General features: G+C 52.6%; 17 protein-coding genes and 1 tRNA gene. 10 read left to right on the forward strand and 8 right to left on the reverse strand.

Features of this window, described 5'->3' with window-relative positions; translation table 11 throughout:
- Window positions 1–6: 6 nt before the first annotated feature.
- On the reverse strand, window positions 7–453 hold the full coding sequence (locus ACJHWK_RS18230; RefSeq protein ID WP_001261235.1) for a YccF domain-containing protein: 447 nt from the start codon (window positions 451–453) through the stop codon (window positions 7–9).
- 122 nt (window positions 454–575) lie between these two features.
- Here ACJHWK_RS18230 and helD point away from each other — a divergent pair, with 122 nt between their 5' ends.
- The gene (gene helD / locus ACJHWK_RS18235; RefSeq protein WP_170886178.1) at window positions 576–2,630 is read left to right on the forward strand and encodes a DNA helicase IV; all 2,055 of its coding nucleotides are present in this window, start codon (window positions 576–578) and stop codon (window positions 2,628–2,630) included.
- 31 nt (window positions 2,631–2,661) lie between these two features.
- Here the strand turns inward: helD and mgsA are convergent, their stop codons facing one another.
- A complete protein-coding gene (gene mgsA / locus ACJHWK_RS18240) occupies window positions 2,662–3,120 on the reverse strand; it encodes a methylglyoxal synthase (protein ID WP_000424181.1) in 459 nt (152 codons plus the stop codon).
- A gap of 95 nt (window positions 3,121–3,215) precedes the next feature.
- Window positions 3,216–3,878 carry a DUF2057 family protein gene (locus tag ACJHWK_RS18245; RefSeq protein ID WP_000847791.1) on the reverse strand — a complete coding sequence of 221 codons (663 nt, stop codon included), beginning with the start codon at window positions 3,876–3,878 and terminating at the stop codon, window positions 3,216–3,218.
- A 172-nt stretch (window positions 3,879–4,050) separates the two neighbouring features.
- On the opposite strand from ACJHWK_RS18245, the gene ACJHWK_RS18250 reads away from it, so the two are divergent.
- The gene (locus ACJHWK_RS18250; RefSeq protein WP_000665218.1) at window positions 4,051–4,464 is read left to right on the forward strand and encodes a CoA-binding protein; all 414 of its coding nucleotides are present in this window, start codon (window positions 4,051–4,053) and stop codon (window positions 4,462–4,464) included.
- 44 nt (window positions 4,465–4,508) lie between these two features.
- On the opposite strand, the gene hspQ is transcribed toward ACJHWK_RS18250, so the two are convergent.
- The gene (hspQ, locus tag ACJHWK_RS18255; RefSeq protein WP_001295356.1) at window positions 4,509–4,826 is read right to left on the reverse strand and encodes a heat shock protein HspQ; all 318 of its coding nucleotides are present in this window, start codon (window positions 4,824–4,826) and stop codon (window positions 4,509–4,511) included.
- Window positions 4,827–4,883: 57 nt separating this feature from the next.
- Window positions 4,884–6,074, reverse strand: a complete 1,191-nt coding sequence (gene rlmI / locus ACJHWK_RS18260; protein ID WP_000116293.1) for a 23S rRNA (cytosine(1962)-C(5))-methyltransferase RlmI — start codon at window positions 6,072–6,074, stop codon at window positions 4,884–4,886.
- 94 nt (window positions 6,075–6,168) lie between these two features.
- Between rlmI and yccX the strand changes: the two genes are divergently transcribed.
- On the forward strand, window positions 6,169–6,447 hold the full coding sequence (gene yccX / locus ACJHWK_RS18265; protein WP_001522806.1) for an acylphosphatase: 279 nt from the start codon (window positions 6,169–6,171) through the stop codon (window positions 6,445–6,447).
- Here the strand turns inward: yccX and tusE are convergent.
- The 3 genes from tusE to ACJHWK_RS18280 form a co-directional block, all read right to left on the reverse strand.
- Complete coding sequence (gene tusE / locus ACJHWK_RS18270; protein WP_000904442.1) at window positions 6,444–6,773, reverse strand: sulfurtransferase TusE; 330 nt, start codon at window positions 6,771–6,773, stop codon at window positions 6,444–6,446. The two genes, yccX and tusE, sit on opposite strands and share 4 nt — an antisense overlap.
- A gap of 90 nt (window positions 6,774–6,863) precedes the next feature.
- Window positions 6,864–7,523, reverse strand: coding sequence for an FtsH protease modulator YccA (yccA, locus tag ACJHWK_RS18275; protein ID WP_000375136.1), 660 nt, complete (start codon window positions 7,521–7,523; stop codon window positions 6,864–6,866).
- Between the two features lie 206 nt (window positions 7,524–7,729).
- A tRNA-Ser gene (locus ACJHWK_RS18280) sits at window positions 7,730–7,817 on the reverse strand.
- A 426-nt stretch (window positions 7,818–8,243) separates the two neighbouring features.
- Here ACJHWK_RS18280 and hyaA point away from each other — a divergent pair.
- The 7 genes from hyaA (at window position 8,244) to appC (ending at window position 15,389) form a co-directional block, all read left to right on the forward strand.
- Window positions 8,244–9,362, forward strand: coding sequence for a hydrogenase 1 small subunit (hyaA, locus tag ACJHWK_RS18285; protein ID WP_001058323.1), 1,119 nt, complete (start codon window positions 8,244–8,246; stop codon window positions 9,360–9,362).
- A complete protein-coding gene (hyaB, locus tag ACJHWK_RS18290; RefSeq protein ID WP_000107384.1) occupies window positions 9,359–11,152 on the forward strand; it encodes a Ni/Fe-hydrogenase large subunit in 1,794 nt (597 codons plus the stop codon). Before hyaA ends, hyaB begins: the two co-directional genes overlap by 4 nt.
- 18 nt (window positions 11,153–11,170) lie before the next feature.
- On the forward strand, window positions 11,171–11,878 hold the full coding sequence (hyaC, locus tag ACJHWK_RS18295) for a Ni/Fe-hydrogenase b-type cytochrome subunit (RefSeq protein ID WP_001186413.1): 708 nt from the start codon (window positions 11,171–11,173) through the stop codon (window positions 11,876–11,878).
- On the forward strand, window positions 11,875–12,462 hold the full coding sequence (gene hyaD / locus ACJHWK_RS18300) for a hydrogenase 1 maturation protease (protein ID WP_021523058.1): 588 nt from the start codon (window positions 11,875–11,877) through the stop codon (window positions 12,460–12,462). Before hyaC ends, hyaD begins: the two co-directional genes overlap by 4 nt.
- The gene (gene hyaE, locus ACJHWK_RS18305) at window positions 12,459–12,857 is read left to right on the forward strand and encodes a hydrogenase-1 operon protein HyaE (RefSeq protein WP_000063969.1); all 399 of its coding nucleotides are present in this window, start codon (window positions 12,459–12,461) and stop codon (window positions 12,855–12,857) included. Before hyaD ends, hyaE begins: the two co-directional genes overlap by 4 nt.
- Entirely contained in the window at window positions 12,854–13,711 is an 858-nt protein-coding gene (locus ACJHWK_RS18310) for a hydrogenase expression/formation protein (protein ID WP_410234888.1), read from the forward strand. Before hyaE ends, ACJHWK_RS18310 begins: the two co-directional genes overlap by 4 nt.
- Window positions 13,712–13,844: 133 nt before the next feature.
- On the forward strand, window positions 13,845–15,389 hold the full coding sequence (gene appC / locus ACJHWK_RS18315; RefSeq protein WP_000263563.1) for a cytochrome bd-II oxidase subunit 1: 1,545 nt from the start codon (window positions 13,845–13,847) through the stop codon (window positions 15,387–15,389).
- The last annotated feature ends 1 nt before the right edge of the window (window position 15,390 follow it).

The following is a 15,390-nucleotide window of genomic DNA, read 5'->3' on the forward strand; positions in this document are numbered from 1 at the left end:
AGTGGATTATTCAAAACGACGACGTGCATTGGCTTCACGCGCAGCTTGCGCTGTTTCTACCGATACCACGCGACGACCGACCGGCCATAGTGCAATAGCGGCAATTTTAAAGTTCGCAATGCCGACAGGAATGCCAATGATGGAAATACATTGTGCGATGCCCGTTGCAATGTGCATCAGGCATAACCACCAGCCAAAGAAAATCAGCCAGAAAATATTCAATACCGTACCGCCAGTATTCAGCAGCACATTTTTGCCAGCCGGGTTCAGTTCATCGACATGAATAGCCTCATTGCCATAAGGCACCAGAGACAGTTTAGTAATCTCCCAGCAGGATCGTGTCAGCGGTAAGGTAAAAATCAGCACAATACTGACCAGAGTCGCCAACAGCCAGCCCAGAGTGGTGGCAAATCCGCCAAGCACAAAGTTCAGAATGTTCAAAACGGTACGCATAAAACCTCGCTTTACTGTGGTTTTCAGTAATGGGCGGCAATTGTAACGTTTTTTTGGGCTGGAGCACGTTTTCTCTGACGGTTACACTGATAAGAAATCATTTCGTGTGGATCTACAGAGTCATGGAACTGAAAGCGACAACGCTTGGAAAACGTCTGGCACAGCACCCTTACGATCGGGCGGTGATCCTCAATGCCGGGATTAAAGTCTCCGGCGATCGCCACGAATACCTTATTCCTTTCAATCAATTACTGGCGATTCACTGTAAGCGCGGTCTGGTATGGGGCGAGCTGGAGTTTGTACTGCCGGACGAAAAAGTGGTGCGTCTGCACGGCACCGAATGGGGCGAGACGCAGCGTTTTTACCATCATCTTGATGCTCACTGGCGGCGGTGGAGTGGCGAGATGAGCGAAATTGCGTCTGGTGTTTTACGCCAGCAACTGGATTTGATTGCCACGCGTACTGGAGAAAATAAATGGCTGACGCGTGAGCAAACCTCTGGCGTGCAGCAACAAATCCGCCAGGCTTTGTCGGCGTTGCCGTTGCCGGTTAACCGACTGGAAGAATTCGATAACTGCCGTGAGGCGTGGCGTAAATGTCAGGCCTGGTTGAAAGATATTGAAAGCGCTCGGTTGCAGCATAATCAGGCGTATACCGAAGCCATGCTTACCGAGTATGCGGATTTTTTCCGCCAGGTCGAGTCTTCACCGCTGAATCCGGCGCAGGCCCGGGCAGTCGTTAATGGCGAGCATTCTTTGTTAGTGCTGGCTGGTGCAGGAAGCGGAAAAACGTCGGTGCTGGTGGCCCGTGCAGGCTGGTTGCTGGCGCGTGGTGAAGCGTCCCCTGCGCAAATTTTATTGCTGGCGTTTGGTCGCAAAGCCGCTGAAGAGATGGACGAGCGTATTCGCGAACGGCTACATACCGAAGACATTACCGCACGCACGTTTCATGCGCTGGCGCTGCATATTATTCAGCAGGGCAGCAAAAAAGTTCCGATAGTCAGCAAACTGGAAAATGATACCGCTGCCCGTCATGAACTCTTTATTGCTGAGTGGCGCAAGCAATGCAGCGAAAAGAAAGCGCAGGCGAAGGGCTGGCGGCAATGGCTGACGGAAGAAATGCAGTGGTCAGTGCCAGAAGGTAACTTCTGGGATGATGAAAAATTACAGCGTCGTCTTGCCTCACGCCTCGATCGTTGGGTAAGTCTGATGCGGATGCACGGTGGTGCACAGGCAGAAATGATTGCCAGTGCACCCGAAGAGATTCGCGATCTGTTCAGTAAACGTATCAAGTTGATGGCCCCGTTATTAAAAGCCTGGAAAGGTGCGCTGAAGGCAGAAAACGCTGTCGATTTTTCGGGCCTTATTCATCAGGCGATTGTGATTCTGGAGAAAGGTCGCTTTATCAGCCCGTGGAAGCATATTCTGGTTGATGAATTTCAGGATATCTCGCCGCAGCGGGCAGCGTTGTTAGCGGCATTACGCAAGCAAAACAGTCAGACGACGTTGTTCGCCGTTGGTGATGACTGGCAGGCGATTTACCGATTCAGCGGTGCGCAAATGTCGCTCACCACCGCTTTCCATGAAAACTTTGGTGAAGGCGATCGCTGTGACTTAGACACGACTTACCGTTTTAACAGTCGTATCGGTGAGGTGGCAAACCGGTTTATTCAGCAGAACCCAGGCCAGCTGAAAAAGCCGCTAAACAGCTTAACCAATGGAGACAAAAAAGCCGTCACGTTATTGGATGAGAGCCATCTTGACGGTTTGCTGGATAAGCTCTCTGGTTATGCCAAACCGGAAGAGCGCATTCTGATCCTGGCGCGTTACCATCACATGAGGCCTGCCAGCCTGGAAAAAGCGGCAACACGCTGGCCGAAGTTGCAAATCGACTTTATGACCATTCATGCCAGCAAAGGGCAACAGGCGGATTATGTCATTATCGTTGGCTTGCAGGAGGGAAGTGATGGTTTTCCGGCTGCGGCGCGGGAGTCGATTATGGAAGAGGCGCTACTGCTACCGGTTGAGGATTTCCCGGACGCTGAAGAACGGCGGTTAATGTACGTGGCGCTAACCCGGGCACGCCATCGGGTATGGGCACTGTTTAACAAAGAGAATCCCTCTCCCTTTGTGGAAATACTGAAAAATCTGGATGTGCCGGTGGCGAGAAAACCGTAAGGAACAGGTGGCGTTTGCCACCTGTGCAATATTACTTCAGACGGTCCGCGAGATAACGCTGATAATCGGGGATCAGAATATCGACCGCGTCGTTGAAATGCGGCGACTGGATAATGAAGTCTGCCGTTGCCACGTTGGTGGCGACCGGAATGTTCCATACCGTCGCCAGACGCAACAGGGCTTTCACGTCAGGATCGTGCGGCACGGCATTTAGTGGGTCCCAGAAGAAAATCAATACATCAATTTTCCCTTCTGAGATCAATGCGCCAACCTGCTGGTCACCCCCCATTGGGCCACTCAACATCGCGTTGACGTTCATGCCGGTTGCACGGGAAATCAAGTTACCGGTAGTGCCTGTTGCATACAGTACGTGTTGTTCCAGTAACGGTTGATGCCGTTCCACCCAGCTCATCAGCATTTGTTTGCAGTGATCGTGTGCCACCAGCGCAATATGTTTCCGCGCAGGTAAAGTGCGAGTCGTCAGTTCCATAATGTACATCCGTAGTTAACTTTCCTACAGATTACTGTAAGCACTTATCGCTGCAAGATAAAGACCGAAAAAGCCTGCGCACAGGCACAAAAATCTCAGGAAGATGGTTGTTTTTCCGCCCATTGCAGGAAAGTATTTCGCGTTTGTGGGTCAGCCAGTTTAAACCAATACTTCAACCGTTGTTCTGTGAGCACCTGAGACTGCGGTGGAATAGCATCCAGCTCGGAAACACCCGAAAGCAGCGTACTGTCATCTGCCATCATCGTGGCAAATTGCGGTAGTGAAGCGCGTTTCGCGGATTTGTTATAGCGTTCAACCTCGACCTCATAATCAATCGTTTTTGCCGTTGAGGTAATGGCGAGAATATCCAGCTTTACCGGAATCGGCGTCGCATCGCCATCCAACAATTCAAGGCGCGGCGCGGCATCAAAATGGTTAGCTTCCCGCTCATTCTCCAGGCGAGGCAGGCGAAAATTGACCTGGTTGATGAGCTGGGTGTTAAAACTGACCACCAGCGGTGGGGAGATATACAGCCGTTCTTCACTATTGGAAAGATGAATCGTCTTCTCAACGCGAAACACTAACTGATGCGGTCCGTTATCCAGTTCAATGCTGTCCGCACCGCGCAGCAGAGAGCTGGAAACCTTCTTGCCGTCGAGTACCAGAAGATCGACATCGGTTGAAAGCCGCAGCGTGGTGGCAAAAACGGATACCGGCAAACATAATGCAATCAAGGTGGTCACGATGCCGGTTTTCATAGGTAGCTCCTGTCAAAAGACCGCCCGAATAATAATGTGTCAAAATTTTTCTTTAATCATACTTACTAACATATAGACATATTTCCCGCTTTTGCTCTCATTCATTCGTATTAGCTGCATGGTTGGCATGTCGGCTTTGTCGTACACTTTGTTAAACAGTCTGGAGGAAATAATGAAAGAAACCGATATTGCAGGCATTTTAACGTCCACTCACACCATTGCGCTGGTGGGGGCAAGCGACAAACCCGATCGTCCCAGCTATCGCGTGATGAAATATCTACTCGACCAGGGGTATCACGTCATTCCGGTTTCGCCAAAAGTTGCCGGCAAAACACTGCTGGGCCAGCAGGGGTATGGCACGCTGGCAGAAGTTCCTGAAAAAGTCGATATGGTCGATGTTTTCCGGAATTCAGAAGCGGCGTGGGGCGTAGCGCAGGAAGCTATTGCCATTGGCGCGAAAACCCTCTGGATGCAACTGGGGGTGATTAATGAGCAAGCGGCAGTACTGGCACGGGATGCCGGGTTAAATGTAGTGATGGATCGCTGCCCGGCTATTGAGATCCCTCGCCTGGGCCTGGCCAAATAAAAAATCCCCGGAAGGCAAAAACCTTCCGGGGATTTGTTCAGGGATTAGTTACGCAGACGCGGGGCCTGGAGTTGTTTGCGGATGGTCTGCGCCAGCTCATCCATGGATGGCTGTTCAGGATGTTCATCCTGCAATTCGCTACTTAGCTGGGCTTCAGCCAGGTAGGTATGAACCGGTAGGCCGTTATCGTCCTCCATCACCACGTGATACCACGGAGCGGCGCGAAGCTCGTCATTCACCGCCAGCTCATCAGGCGACGGTTCAGAGAGCGAATAAACCGGGTCGATATCCACGACCACTCCGAGATAACCTAACAGGGAATGGCGGACCTGCTGGCCGATACCGAATTTGCTGGCAATCATAGTCACCTCCCGGGAAATCTTTACCTTTGATATAAGGGTAAAATTCCACATTTCAAGTTACATGACGCGACAGGCAAACCCTTTCAGATATAGCCCTTCCGGATAGGTAGCGATCACCGGATGATCGGCTGCCTGACGGAACTGCTCTATAAATTGTACATCACGACCGGCATCAATTGCGGCATCCGCGATGATTTTCTGAAATAAATCGCTGGTCATCAGACCGGAACAGGAGAAAGTCAGGAGAATACCGCCTTCATTCAGCAACTGAATCGCCAGCATGTTGATATCTTTATAGCCACGACACGCGCCCATCAACTGGCTTTTATTCTCAACAAATTTCGGCGGGTCCATCACGATAACGTCAAATTTTTCACCGCGATCGCGATAAGTACGCAGCAATTTAAAGACATCATCACGGACAAACTCAGCCTTGCTCAGATCCAGTTTGTTCAGCTCAACGTTCTGCCGTGCAATATCCAGGGCTTCCTGGGAGGTATCAACGCTGACAACCTGGCTGCAACCGCCCATCAGTGCCGATACGGCGAAACCACCGGTATAGGAGAAACAGTTCAGTACGCGTTTATTTTCAACGTAGCGGCGGGTAGCCAGGCGGCTATCACGCTGATCCAGGTAGTAACCCGTTTTGTGTCCGTGCTGAATATCCACCAGCAGCTTCATGCCGTGTTCTTCAATCGGCAGCAGGGCAGGCGGCAACTCGCCGGTGACGGGGCCCTGGGTCAGCTCCATCCCTTCTTTTTTACGTACCGCAACATCGCTGCGATCGTAAATCGCACATTCCGGGTACAGCGTTTGCAGGGCGCTAATTAATGCCGCGCGCTGATATTCTGCGCCAGCACTCAGTAGTTGCAGCACCAGAAAATTACCGAAACGATCGATAGTAATACCCGGCAGGCCATCAGATTCACCGGCGATTAAACGATAGCTGTCGAGGCCATCTTTTTGCGCCAGCCAGTCACGCCATTTTTGTGCTTGTTGCAAACGGCGGGAAAAAAAAGCAATGTCGATAGACTCAGACGGGTCAAACGTCCAGACGCGTGCCCGGATTTGCGAAGCTGGCGAATAAGCGCCGCGTGCTAACCATTTTCCCTGATGATCAACAATATCGATGGTTTCACCGAGGCTGGCTTTACCTTCCATGCGGGCAACGGCCCCGGAAAAGACCCACGGATGGCGACGAAGTAATGATTTTTCGCGCCCTTTGGCTAACACTAAACGTACACTCATAATTTACTTTTCTGTCGATGCAAAGAAATGGGCGTCATTGTCCGGAGTTTTCCATGGATTTGCAACGCGTCCATTAAGGATAAGGAGAGCAACAATGTCGAAAGTCTGCATAATTGCCTGGGTTTACGGGCGAGTTCAGGGCGTAGGATTTCGCTACACCACGCAGTACGAAGCGAAAAGACTGGGCTTAACCGGGTACGCCAAAAATCTTGACGATGGCAGCGTGGAAGTGGTTGCCTGCGGTGAAGAAGGGCAGGTAGAAAAATTAATGCAGTGGTTAAAGAGTGGCGGCCCGCGTTCTGCGCGTGTAGAACGGGTGCTCAGCGAGCCGCATCATCCCTCGGGGGAATTAACCGATTTTCGTATCCATTAAATACATTTTACCGGTTTTGGCAGGCCAGCAATTTTGGTTGCTTGCTTAGCCGGACCTTTCGGAAACAGTCGGTATAAATAGCGGCTGTTACCTTTTTCTTCGCCAAATTTATTCGCCATCGCTTTTACCAGCATACGAATCGCCGGAGACGTATTAAATTCCAGATAGAAGTCACGTACAAAACGCACCACTTCCCAGTGTTCTGGCGACAGCGAAATCCCTTCGTTCTCTGCAATCACCACTGCCAGCGGCTCACTCCACTGGCTGCTTTCTTTGAGATAGCCTTCGGTATCCGTTTCTATCTCTTTACCTTCGAAGATCAGCATAATTATTACTACCTTAATCAGACTGGCGGCAGTGTAACAAAAAACAAAGCCCCGCATAAAGCGAGGCTCGGTAAGTAACCCTGGGCGAGATTAATCGCGGCTGGCGAAGCCCAGAATGCTCAGCAGGCTGACGAAGATGTTGTACAGCGAAACATACAGGCTAACTGTGGCACGAATATAGTTCGTTTCACCGCCATGAATGATGTTGCTGGTTTCAAACAAAATAGCGCCAGAGGAGATCAGAATGAAGACCGCGCTGATCGCCAGATGCAGAGCAGGCAGTTGCAGGAAGATATTAGCAACCATACCAATCAGCACCACCACAATACCCGCCATCAGCATACCGCCAAGGAATGACATATCTTTGCGGGTGGTCAGCACATATGCAGAACAGCAGAAGAACACTAACGCCGTTCCGCCCAGTGCCATAGCGATTACGTCACCCATTCCGGCAGACAGATAGGTGTTCAGAATTGGTCCGAGGATATAACCCAGAAAACCGGTAAAGGCGAATGCGGAGATAATCCCGGTCGGCTTATTCGCCGTTTTATAGGTCAGGAACATCAAACCATACATACCCACCAGCGTCAGAATCAGACCCGGAGATGGCAGCATCAGCACCGTACTGGCAGTTGCGGTAATCGCAGAAAAGGCCAGCGTCAGGCTCAGCAGAAAATAGGTATTACGCAGCACCTTATGGGTGCTAAGCAGCGATGTACGGTCATGTGAAGAACTAACAATACGATCCATTGAGTCACTCTCTATGACAGATGTAATTAATTAAGCAGCATAATGATAATGCGTAAGGGCACCCAGAAGTTTTACCCATCTTTACGCATTTGATCTGGAACAGGTTTAACAGCGGATTATCAGGTCATTAAGCAAATATAACGCCCTGAGAATTTCGACAGGCAAAAGAAAAAGGGGTTAGCATTTAGCTAACCCCTTATCTTATTTGGCGGAAGCGCAGAGATTCGAACTCTGGAACCCTTTCGGGTCGCCGGTTTTCAAGACCGGTGCCTTCAACCGCTCGGCCACACTTCCGGAATGACGCGCACTATAAACATCCCGATGCGGCGTGTAAACCCCTAATTTGTTTGTTTGCCTGAAAAACAGCCAAAAGTGCATTGATAGCGTGAAATAACAGCAGATTGATCATTTCATCACCATGAATTCCTTCTCTTTTACTCGTTTAGCAACCGGCTAAACATCCCCACTGCCCGGCAAAAAGAAAAATAGGTCCATTTTTATCGCTAAAAGATAAATCCATACAGTTTGTATTGTTTTGTGCAAAAGTTTCACTACGCTTTATTAACAATACTTTCTGGCGACGTGCGCCAGTGCAGAAGGATGAGCTTTCGTTTTCAGCATCTCACGTGAAGCGATGGTTTGCCTTGCTACAGGGACGTCGCTTGCCGACCATAAGCGCCCGGTGTCCTGCCGGTGTCGCAAGGAGAAGAGACGTGCGATATGAATAACGAGGAAACATTTTACCAGGCCATGCGGCGTCAGGGCGTTACCCGGCGCAGCTTTCTCAAATATTGTAGTCTGGCTGCCACGTCGCTGGGATTAGGCGCGGGAATGGCACCAAAGATTGCCTGGGCGCTGGAGAACAAACCGCGCATTCCGGTGGTATGGATCCACGGTCTGGAATGCACCTGCTGTACCGAATCTTTTATCCGCTCCGCTCACCCGCTGGCAAAGGACGTCATCCTTTCCCTGATTTCCCTCGATTACGACGATACTTTGATGGCTGCCGCCGGAACCCAGGCGGAAGAAGTCTTTGAAGACATCATCACGCAATACAATGGCAAATATATCCTCGCAGTAGAAGGTAATCCGCCGCTGGGCGAGCAGGGGATGTTCTGTATCAGCAGCGGTCGACCGTTTATTGAGAAACTCAAACGTGCCGCTGCCGGAGCCAGCGCGATTATCGCCTGGGGAACCTGCGCGTCCTGGGGCTGCGTGCAGGCCGCGCGACCCAATCCGACGCAGGCAACGCCTATCGACAAAGTCATCACCGACAAACCTATTATCAAAGTACCTGGCTGCCCGCCGATCCCGGATGTGATGAGCGCCATCATTACTTACATGGTGACCTTTGATCGCTTGCCAGATGTCGACAGAATGGGCCGTCCACTGATGTTTTATGGTCAGCGTATCCACGATAAATGTTATCGCCGCGCTCACTTCGACGCCGGAGAGTTCGTCCAGAGTTGGGATGATGACGCTGCCCGCAAAGGTTACTGCCTGTACAAAATGGGCTGCAAAGGGCCTACCACCTATAACGCCTGTTCCTCCACACGCTGGAACGATGGCGTTTCCTTCCCGATCCAGTCAGGTCACGGCTGCCTGGGTTGTGCGGAAAATGGTTTCTGGGATCGCGGTTCGTTCTACAGCCGCGTGGTCGATATTCCACAAATGGGTACTCATTCCACCGCCGACACCGTCGGTTTAACCGCGCTTGGCGTGGTGGCAGCGGCTGTTGGTGTGCACGCAGTCGCCAGCGCCGTTGACCAGCGCAGACGTCATAACCAGCAACCTACAGAAACCGAACATCAGCCAGGCAATGAGGATAAACAGGCATGAGCACTCAGTACGAAACTCAGGGATACACCATCAATAATGCCGGACGCCGCCTGGTGGTCGACCCGATTACGCGCATTGAAGGCCACATGCGCTGCGAAGTGAATATTAACGATCAGAATGTGATCACCAATGCCGTCTCCTGCGGCACCATGTTTCGCGGGCTGGAGATCATCCTGCAAGGGCGTGACCCGCGCGATGCGTGGGCGTTCGTTGAACGTATCTGCGGCGTCTGTACCGGCGTACACGCTCTGGCTTCGGTCTATGCCATCGAAGATGCTATCGGCATTAAAGTGCCGGACAACGCTAATATCATCCGCAACATTATGCTGGCGACGCTCTGGTGCCATGACCATCTGGTGCACTTTTATCAGCTTGCCGGGATGGACTGGATCGATGTGTTAGATGCGCTGAAAGCCGATCCGCGGAAAACCTCCGAACTGGCGCAAAGCCTCTCCTCATGGCCGAAATCATCCCCTGGCTATTTCTTCGACGTACAAAATCGCCTGAAGAAATTCGTTGAAGGCGGGCAGTTGGGGATCTTCCGCAATGGCTACTGGGGGCACCCGCAGTACAAACTGCCGCCAGAAGCCAACCTGATGGGCTTTGCCCACTATCTCGAAGCTCTCGATTTCCAGCGTGAAATTGTCAAAATCCACGCGGTCTTTGGCGGTAAAAACCCGCATCCAAACTGGATTGTCGGCGGGATGCCTTGCGCCATTAACATTGACGAAAGCGGCGCGGTCGGGGCGGTCAATATGGAACGCCTGAACCTGGTGCAGTCGATTATCACCCGCACGGCGGATTTCATTAACAACGTGATGATCCCTGACGCCTTAGCCATTGGTCAGTTCAACAAACCGTGGAGCGAAATCGGCACGGGTCTTTCTGATAAATGTGTCCTCAGCTACGGCGCATTCCCGGATATTGCCAACGACTTTGGCGAGAAAAGTCTGCTGATGCCTGGCGGCGCGGTGATTAACGGCGACTTCAACAATGTGCTGCCAGTGGATTTGGTTGATCCGCAGCAGGTGCAGGAGTTTGTCGACCACGCCTGGTATCGATATCCCAACGATCAGGTCGGGCGTCATCCGTTCGATGGCATCACCGACCCGTGGTACAACCCCGGCGATGTCAAAGGCAGCGATACCAACATTCAGCAGCTGAATGAACAGGAACGCTACTCGTGGATCAAAGCGCCACGCTGGCGCGGTAATGCGATGGAAGTGGGGCCGCTGGCACGCACGTTAATCGCTTATCACAAAGGCGATGCGGCGACCGTTGAGTCGGTCGATCGCATGATGTCGGCGTTGAACCTGCCGCTTTCCGGCATCCAGTCAACGTTAGGCCGCATTTTGTGTCGCGCGCACGAAGCGCAGTGGGCCGCAGGCAAGTTGCAATATTTCTTCGACAAGCTGATGACCAATCTCAAAAACGGCAATCTCGCCACCGCCTCTACTGAAAAATGGGAACCAGCAACCTGGCCGACAGAGTGCCGTGGTGTCGGTTTTACCGAAGCGCCGCGCGGGGCGTTAGGCCACTGGGCCGCCATTCGCGATGGCAAGATTGATCTCTACCAGTGCGTGGTACCGACCACCTGGAACGCCAGCCCGCGCGATCCCAAAGGGCAAATTGGCGCTTATGAAGCAGCGTTAATGAACACCAAAATGGCGATCCCCGAGCAACCGCTGGAGATCCTGCGTACTCTGCACAGCTTTGACCCGTGCCTCGCATGTTCAACACACGTGCTGGGCGACGACGGTAGCGAGCTGATCTCCGTGCAGGTGCGTTAACAGCGAAGGAGAATCATCATGCAACAGAAAAGCGACAACGTTGTCAGCCATTATGTCTTTGAAGCGCCAGTGCGTATCTGGCACTGGCTGACGGTGTTATGCATGGCGGTGTTGATGGTCACCGGATACTTTATCGGCAAGCCGCTACCTTCCGTCAGCGGCGAGGCGACGTATCTGTTTTACATGGGCTACATCAGGTTAATTCACTTCAGCGCCGGGATGATTTTTACCGTGGTCTTGCTGATGCGGATCTACTGGGCTTTTGTTGGCAATCGTTACTCCCGCGAGCTGTTTATCGTGCCGGTATGGCGTAAAAGCTGGTGGCAGGGCGTGTGGTATGAAATCCGCTGGTATCTGTTTCTGGCAAAACGTCCGAGTGCCGATATAGGCCATAACCCCATCGCCCAGGCGGCGATGTTCGGCTATTTCCTGATGTCAGTTTTTATGATCATCACCGGCTTTGCGCTGTACAGCGAACACAGCCAGTACGCTATTTTTGCGCCGTTCCGTTATGTGGTGGAATTTTTCTACTGGACGGGCGGCAACTCAATGGACATTCACAGCTGGCATCGGCTGGGGATGTGGCTGATTGGCGCGTTTGTGATCGGTCATGTCTACATGGCGCTGCGTGAAGACATCATGTCCGACGACACGGTGATCTCCACCATGGTCAACGGCTACCGTAGCCACAAATTTGGCAAAATAAGTAACAAGGAGCGTTCATGAGCGAGCAACGCGTGGTGGTAATGGGGCTGGGCAACCTGCTGTGGGCCGATGAAGGCTTCGGCGTGCGGGTGGCGGAACGGCTGTATGCCCATTACCACTGGCCCGATGAAGTCGAGATTGTTGATGGCGGCACTCAGGGACTGAACTTGCTGGGGTATGTCGAAAGCGCCAGCCACTTGCTGATTCTCGACGCCATTGATTACGGGTTGGAACCCGGAACGCTGCGAACATATGCCGGAGAACGCATTCCGGCTTATCTCAGCGCGAAGAAAATGAGCCTGCACCAGAACAGCTTCTCCGAAGTGCTGGCGCTGGCGGATATACGTGGTCATCTGCCAGCACATATTGCCCTCGTCGGTCTGCAACCCGCGATGCTCGACGACTACGGCGGCAGCCTGAGCGAACTGGCACGAGAGCAACTGCCCGCTGCTGAACAATCGGCGCTGGCGCAGTTGGCTGCGTGGGGAATTGTGCCGCAACCGGCTAATGAATCGCGTTGTCTCAATTATGACTGTCTGTCGATGGAAAATTACGAAGGCGTTCGCTTGCGCCAGTACCGGATGACACAGGAGGAGCAGGGATGAGCAACGACACGCCATTTGATGCGTTGTGGCAACGAATGCTGGCGCGCGGCTGGACGCCGGTCAGTGAATTCCGTCTTGACGACTGGCTTACGCAAGCGCCAGACGGCGTGGTGTTATTAAGCAGTGACCCGAAACGCACGCCAGAGGTCAGCGATAATCCGGTAATGATTGGCGAATTACTGCGCGAGTTTCCCGACTACACATGGCAGGTGGCGATTGCTGACCTTGAGCAGAGCGAAGCCATCGGCGATCGCTTTGGCGTCTTTCGCTTTCCCGCCACATTAGTGTTTACCGGCGGAAACTATCGCGGCGTGCTGAATGGTATTCACCCGTGGGCGGAACTGATAAACCTGATGCGTGGGCTTGTCGAACCACAACAGGAGCGTGCCTCATGAGCGAAACTTTTTTCCATCTGCTGGGGCCAGGAACGCAACCGAACGATGACAGTTTCAGCATGAAGCCACTGCCGATCACCTGTCGGGTGAATGGTGAACCGAGTATGGCGGCCCTGGAGCAATGTGCTCACAGCCCGCAGGTGATTGCGCTGTTAAACGAGTTACAACATCAACTAAGCGAACGCCAGCCGGCGCTGGGTGAGGTACTGGCAGTCGATCTGTTAAATCTCAACGCCGACGATCGTCACTTTATCAATACGCTTCTCGGGGAAGGGGAAGTGTCAGTGCGCATTCAGCAGGCTGATGGTAGTGAAAGTGAAATTCAGGAGGCGATCTTCTGCGGATTATGGCGGGTGCGCAGACGTCGCGGCGACAAGTTGCTGGAGGACAAACTGGAGGCTGGCTGCGCTCCGCTGGCATTGTGGCAGGCGGCAACGCAAAACGTCTTGCCGACAGATTCGCTGTTACCGCCGCCCATTGATGGCCTGATGAATGGCCTACCGTTGGCGCATGAGTTACTGGCGCATGTACGTAACCCCGACGCGCAGCCGCACAGCATTAATCTGACGCAATTACCCATCAGCGAGGCTGATCGGCTTTTTCTCTCACGTCTCTGTGGGCCGGGAAATATTCAGATTCGCACCATTGGCTACGGCGAGAGCTATATCAACGCCACGGGGTTACGCCATGTCTGGCATTTACGCTGCACGGACACCTTAAAAGGCCCGTTACTTGAGAGTTATGAAATCTGCCCGATACCGGAAGTGGTTCTGGCAGCGCCAGAAGATTTGGTCGACTCAGCGCAGCGGCTTAGCGAGGTATGTCAGTGGCTGGCGGAAGGGGCACCTTCGTAAAAAGACGGTAAGTATCGCTTTCAGGCTTATGAATATCGCAATCGGCGAATACCTCTGGTCGTAGAGTTTCAGGATAAAGAGGGAGATCTACCATTAACGGGTTATTTTTCTCTCTTCGCCTACAGGAGTGCGCATGTGGGATGTCATTGATTTATCGCGCTGGCAGTTTGCTCTGACCGCGCTGTATCACTTTTTATTTGTACCCCTTACCCTGGGGCTGATTTTTTTGCTGGCTATCATGGAAACCATTTACGTGGTCACCGGCAAAACAATCTACCGCGATATGACGCGCTTCTGGGGTAAGCTCTTCGGTATCAACTTTGCTCTTGGCGTGGCTACCGGCCTGACCATGGAGTTTCAGTTTGGTACTAACTGGTCATTCTATTCCAACTATGTGGGCGATATTTTTGGCGCACCGCTGGCGATGGAAGCATTAATGGCCTTCTTCCTCGAATCCACCTTTGTCGGGCTGTTCTTCTTCGGCTGGCAGCGGCTGAATAAATACCAGCACCTGCTGGTGACGTGGCTGGTGGCGTTCGGTTCAAATCTCTCTGCATTGTGGATATTGAATGCCAACGGTTGGATGCAATACCCGACCGGTGCGCATTTTGATATCGACACCCTTCGTATGGAAATGACCAGCTTCAGCGAGCTGGTCTTTAACCCGGTCAGCCAGGTGAAATTTGTGCACACCGTAATGGCGGGCTACGTGACTGGGGCCATGTTTATTATGGCGATCAGCGCCTGGTATTTACTGCGCGGACGGGAGCGCGATGTCGCATTACGCTCGTTTGCCATCGGTTCCGTCTTCGGTACTCTGGCGATTATCGGCACGCTGCAACTCGGAGACAGTTCTGCGTATGAAGTCGCGCAAGTACAACCGGTAAAACTGGCGGCGATGGAAGGGGAATGGCAAACGGAACCTGCACCTGCACCGTTCCATGTGGTTGCCTGGCCGGAACAGGATCAAGAGCGTAACGCCTTTGCTATCAAAATTCCCGCGCTGCTAGGGATCCTCGCCACTCACTCATTAGATAAACCCGTGCCGGGTCTGAAGAATTTGATGGCTGAAACCTACCCACGCTTGCAACGCGGACGTATGGCCTGGCTGTTAATGCAGGAAATATCGCAAGGCAATCGTGAGCCGCATGTGTTGCAGGCATTTCGGGAGCTGGAAGGCGACCTTGGTTACGGCATGTTGCTCTCCCGCTATGCGCCGGATATGAATCATGTCACAGCCGCACAGTACCAGGCGGCGATGCGTGGCGCGATACCTCAGGTTGCGCCGGTATTCTGGAGTTTCCGCATCATGGTGGGCTGTGGTTCCCTGCTGCTACTGGTGATGCTTATTGCGCTTGTCCAGACGCTGCGTGGCAAAATCGACCAGCATCGCTGGGTGCTGAAAATGGCGCTCTGGAGTTTGCCGCTGCCGTGGATTGCGATTGAAGCCGGGTGGTTTATGACCGAGTTTGGTCGTCAGCCGTGGGCGATACAGGACATCTTACCGACATACTCCGCGCACTCCGCCTTAACCACAGGACAACTGGCTTTCTCACTGATCATGATCGTAGGGCTTTACACCCTGTTCTTAATCGCCGAAGTCTACCTGATGCAGAAATATGCCCGTCTGGGGCCGAGCGCGATGCAGAGTGAACAACCGACGCAGCAACAGGGGTAAA

Source organism: Escherichia sp. WS547, assembly GCF_046486065.1.
Lineage (GTDB): Bacteria > Pseudomonadota > Gammaproteobacteria > Enterobacterales > Enterobacteriaceae > Escherichia > Escherichia coli.

What these genes read in the sequence shown, in the direction of transcription:
- ACJHWK_RS18230 (WP_001261235.1), bottom strand. Translation starts at nt 453, where the DNA reads ATGCGTACCGTTTTGAACATTCTGAACTTTGTGCTTGGCGGATTTGCC.
- helD (WP_170886178.1), top strand. Translation starts at nt 576, where the DNA reads ATGGAACTGAAAGCGACAACGCTTGGAAAACGTCTGGCACAGCACCCT.
- mgsA (WP_000424181.1), bottom strand. Translation starts at nt 3,120, where the DNA reads ATGGAACTGACGACTCGCACTTTACCTGCGCGGAAACATATTGCGCTG.
- ACJHWK_RS18245 (WP_000847791.1), bottom strand. Translation starts at nt 3,878, where the DNA reads ATGAAAACCGGCATCGTGACCACCTTGATTGCATTATGTTTGCCGGTA.
- ACJHWK_RS18250 (WP_000665218.1), top strand. Translation starts at nt 4,051, where the DNA reads ATGAAAGAAACCGATATTGCAGGCATTTTAACGTCCACTCACACCATT.
- hspQ (WP_001295356.1), bottom strand. Translation starts at nt 4,826, where the DNA reads ATGATTGCCAGCAAATTCGGTATCGGCCAGCAGGTCCGCCATTCCCTG.
- rlmI (WP_000116293.1), bottom strand. Translation starts at nt 6,074, where the DNA reads ATGAGTGTACGTTTAGTGTTAGCCAAAGGGCGCGAAAAATCATTACTT.
- yccX (WP_001522806.1), top strand. Translation starts at nt 6,169, where the DNA reads ATGTCGAAAGTCTGCATAATTGCCTGGGTTTACGGGCGAGTTCAGGGC.
- tusE (WP_000904442.1), bottom strand. Translation starts at nt 6,773, where the DNA reads ATGCTGATCTTCGAAGGTAAAGAGATAGAAACGGATACCGAAGGCTAT.
- yccA (WP_000375136.1), bottom strand. Translation starts at nt 7,523, where the DNA reads ATGGATCGTATTGTTAGTTCTTCACATGACCGTACATCGCTGCTTAGC.
- hyaA (WP_001058323.1), top strand. Translation starts at nt 8,244, where the DNA reads ATGAATAACGAGGAAACATTTTACCAGGCCATGCGGCGTCAGGGCGTT.
- hyaB (WP_000107384.1), top strand. Translation starts at nt 9,359, where the DNA reads ATGAGCACTCAGTACGAAACTCAGGGATACACCATCAATAATGCCGGA.
- hyaC (WP_001186413.1), top strand. Translation starts at nt 11,171, where the DNA reads ATGCAACAGAAAAGCGACAACGTTGTCAGCCATTATGTCTTTGAAGCG.
- hyaD (WP_021523058.1), top strand. Translation starts at nt 11,875, where the DNA reads ATGAGCGAGCAACGCGTGGTGGTAATGGGGCTGGGCAACCTGCTGTGG.
- hyaE (WP_000063969.1), top strand. Translation starts at nt 12,459, where the DNA reads ATGAGCAACGACACGCCATTTGATGCGTTGTGGCAACGAATGCTGGCG.
- ACJHWK_RS18310 (WP_410234888.1), top strand. Translation starts at nt 12,854, where the DNA reads ATGAGCGAAACTTTTTTCCATCTGCTGGGGCCAGGAACGCAACCGAAC.
- appC (WP_000263563.1), top strand. Translation starts at nt 13,845, where the DNA reads ATGTGGGATGTCATTGATTTATCGCGCTGGCAGTTTGCTCTGACCGCG.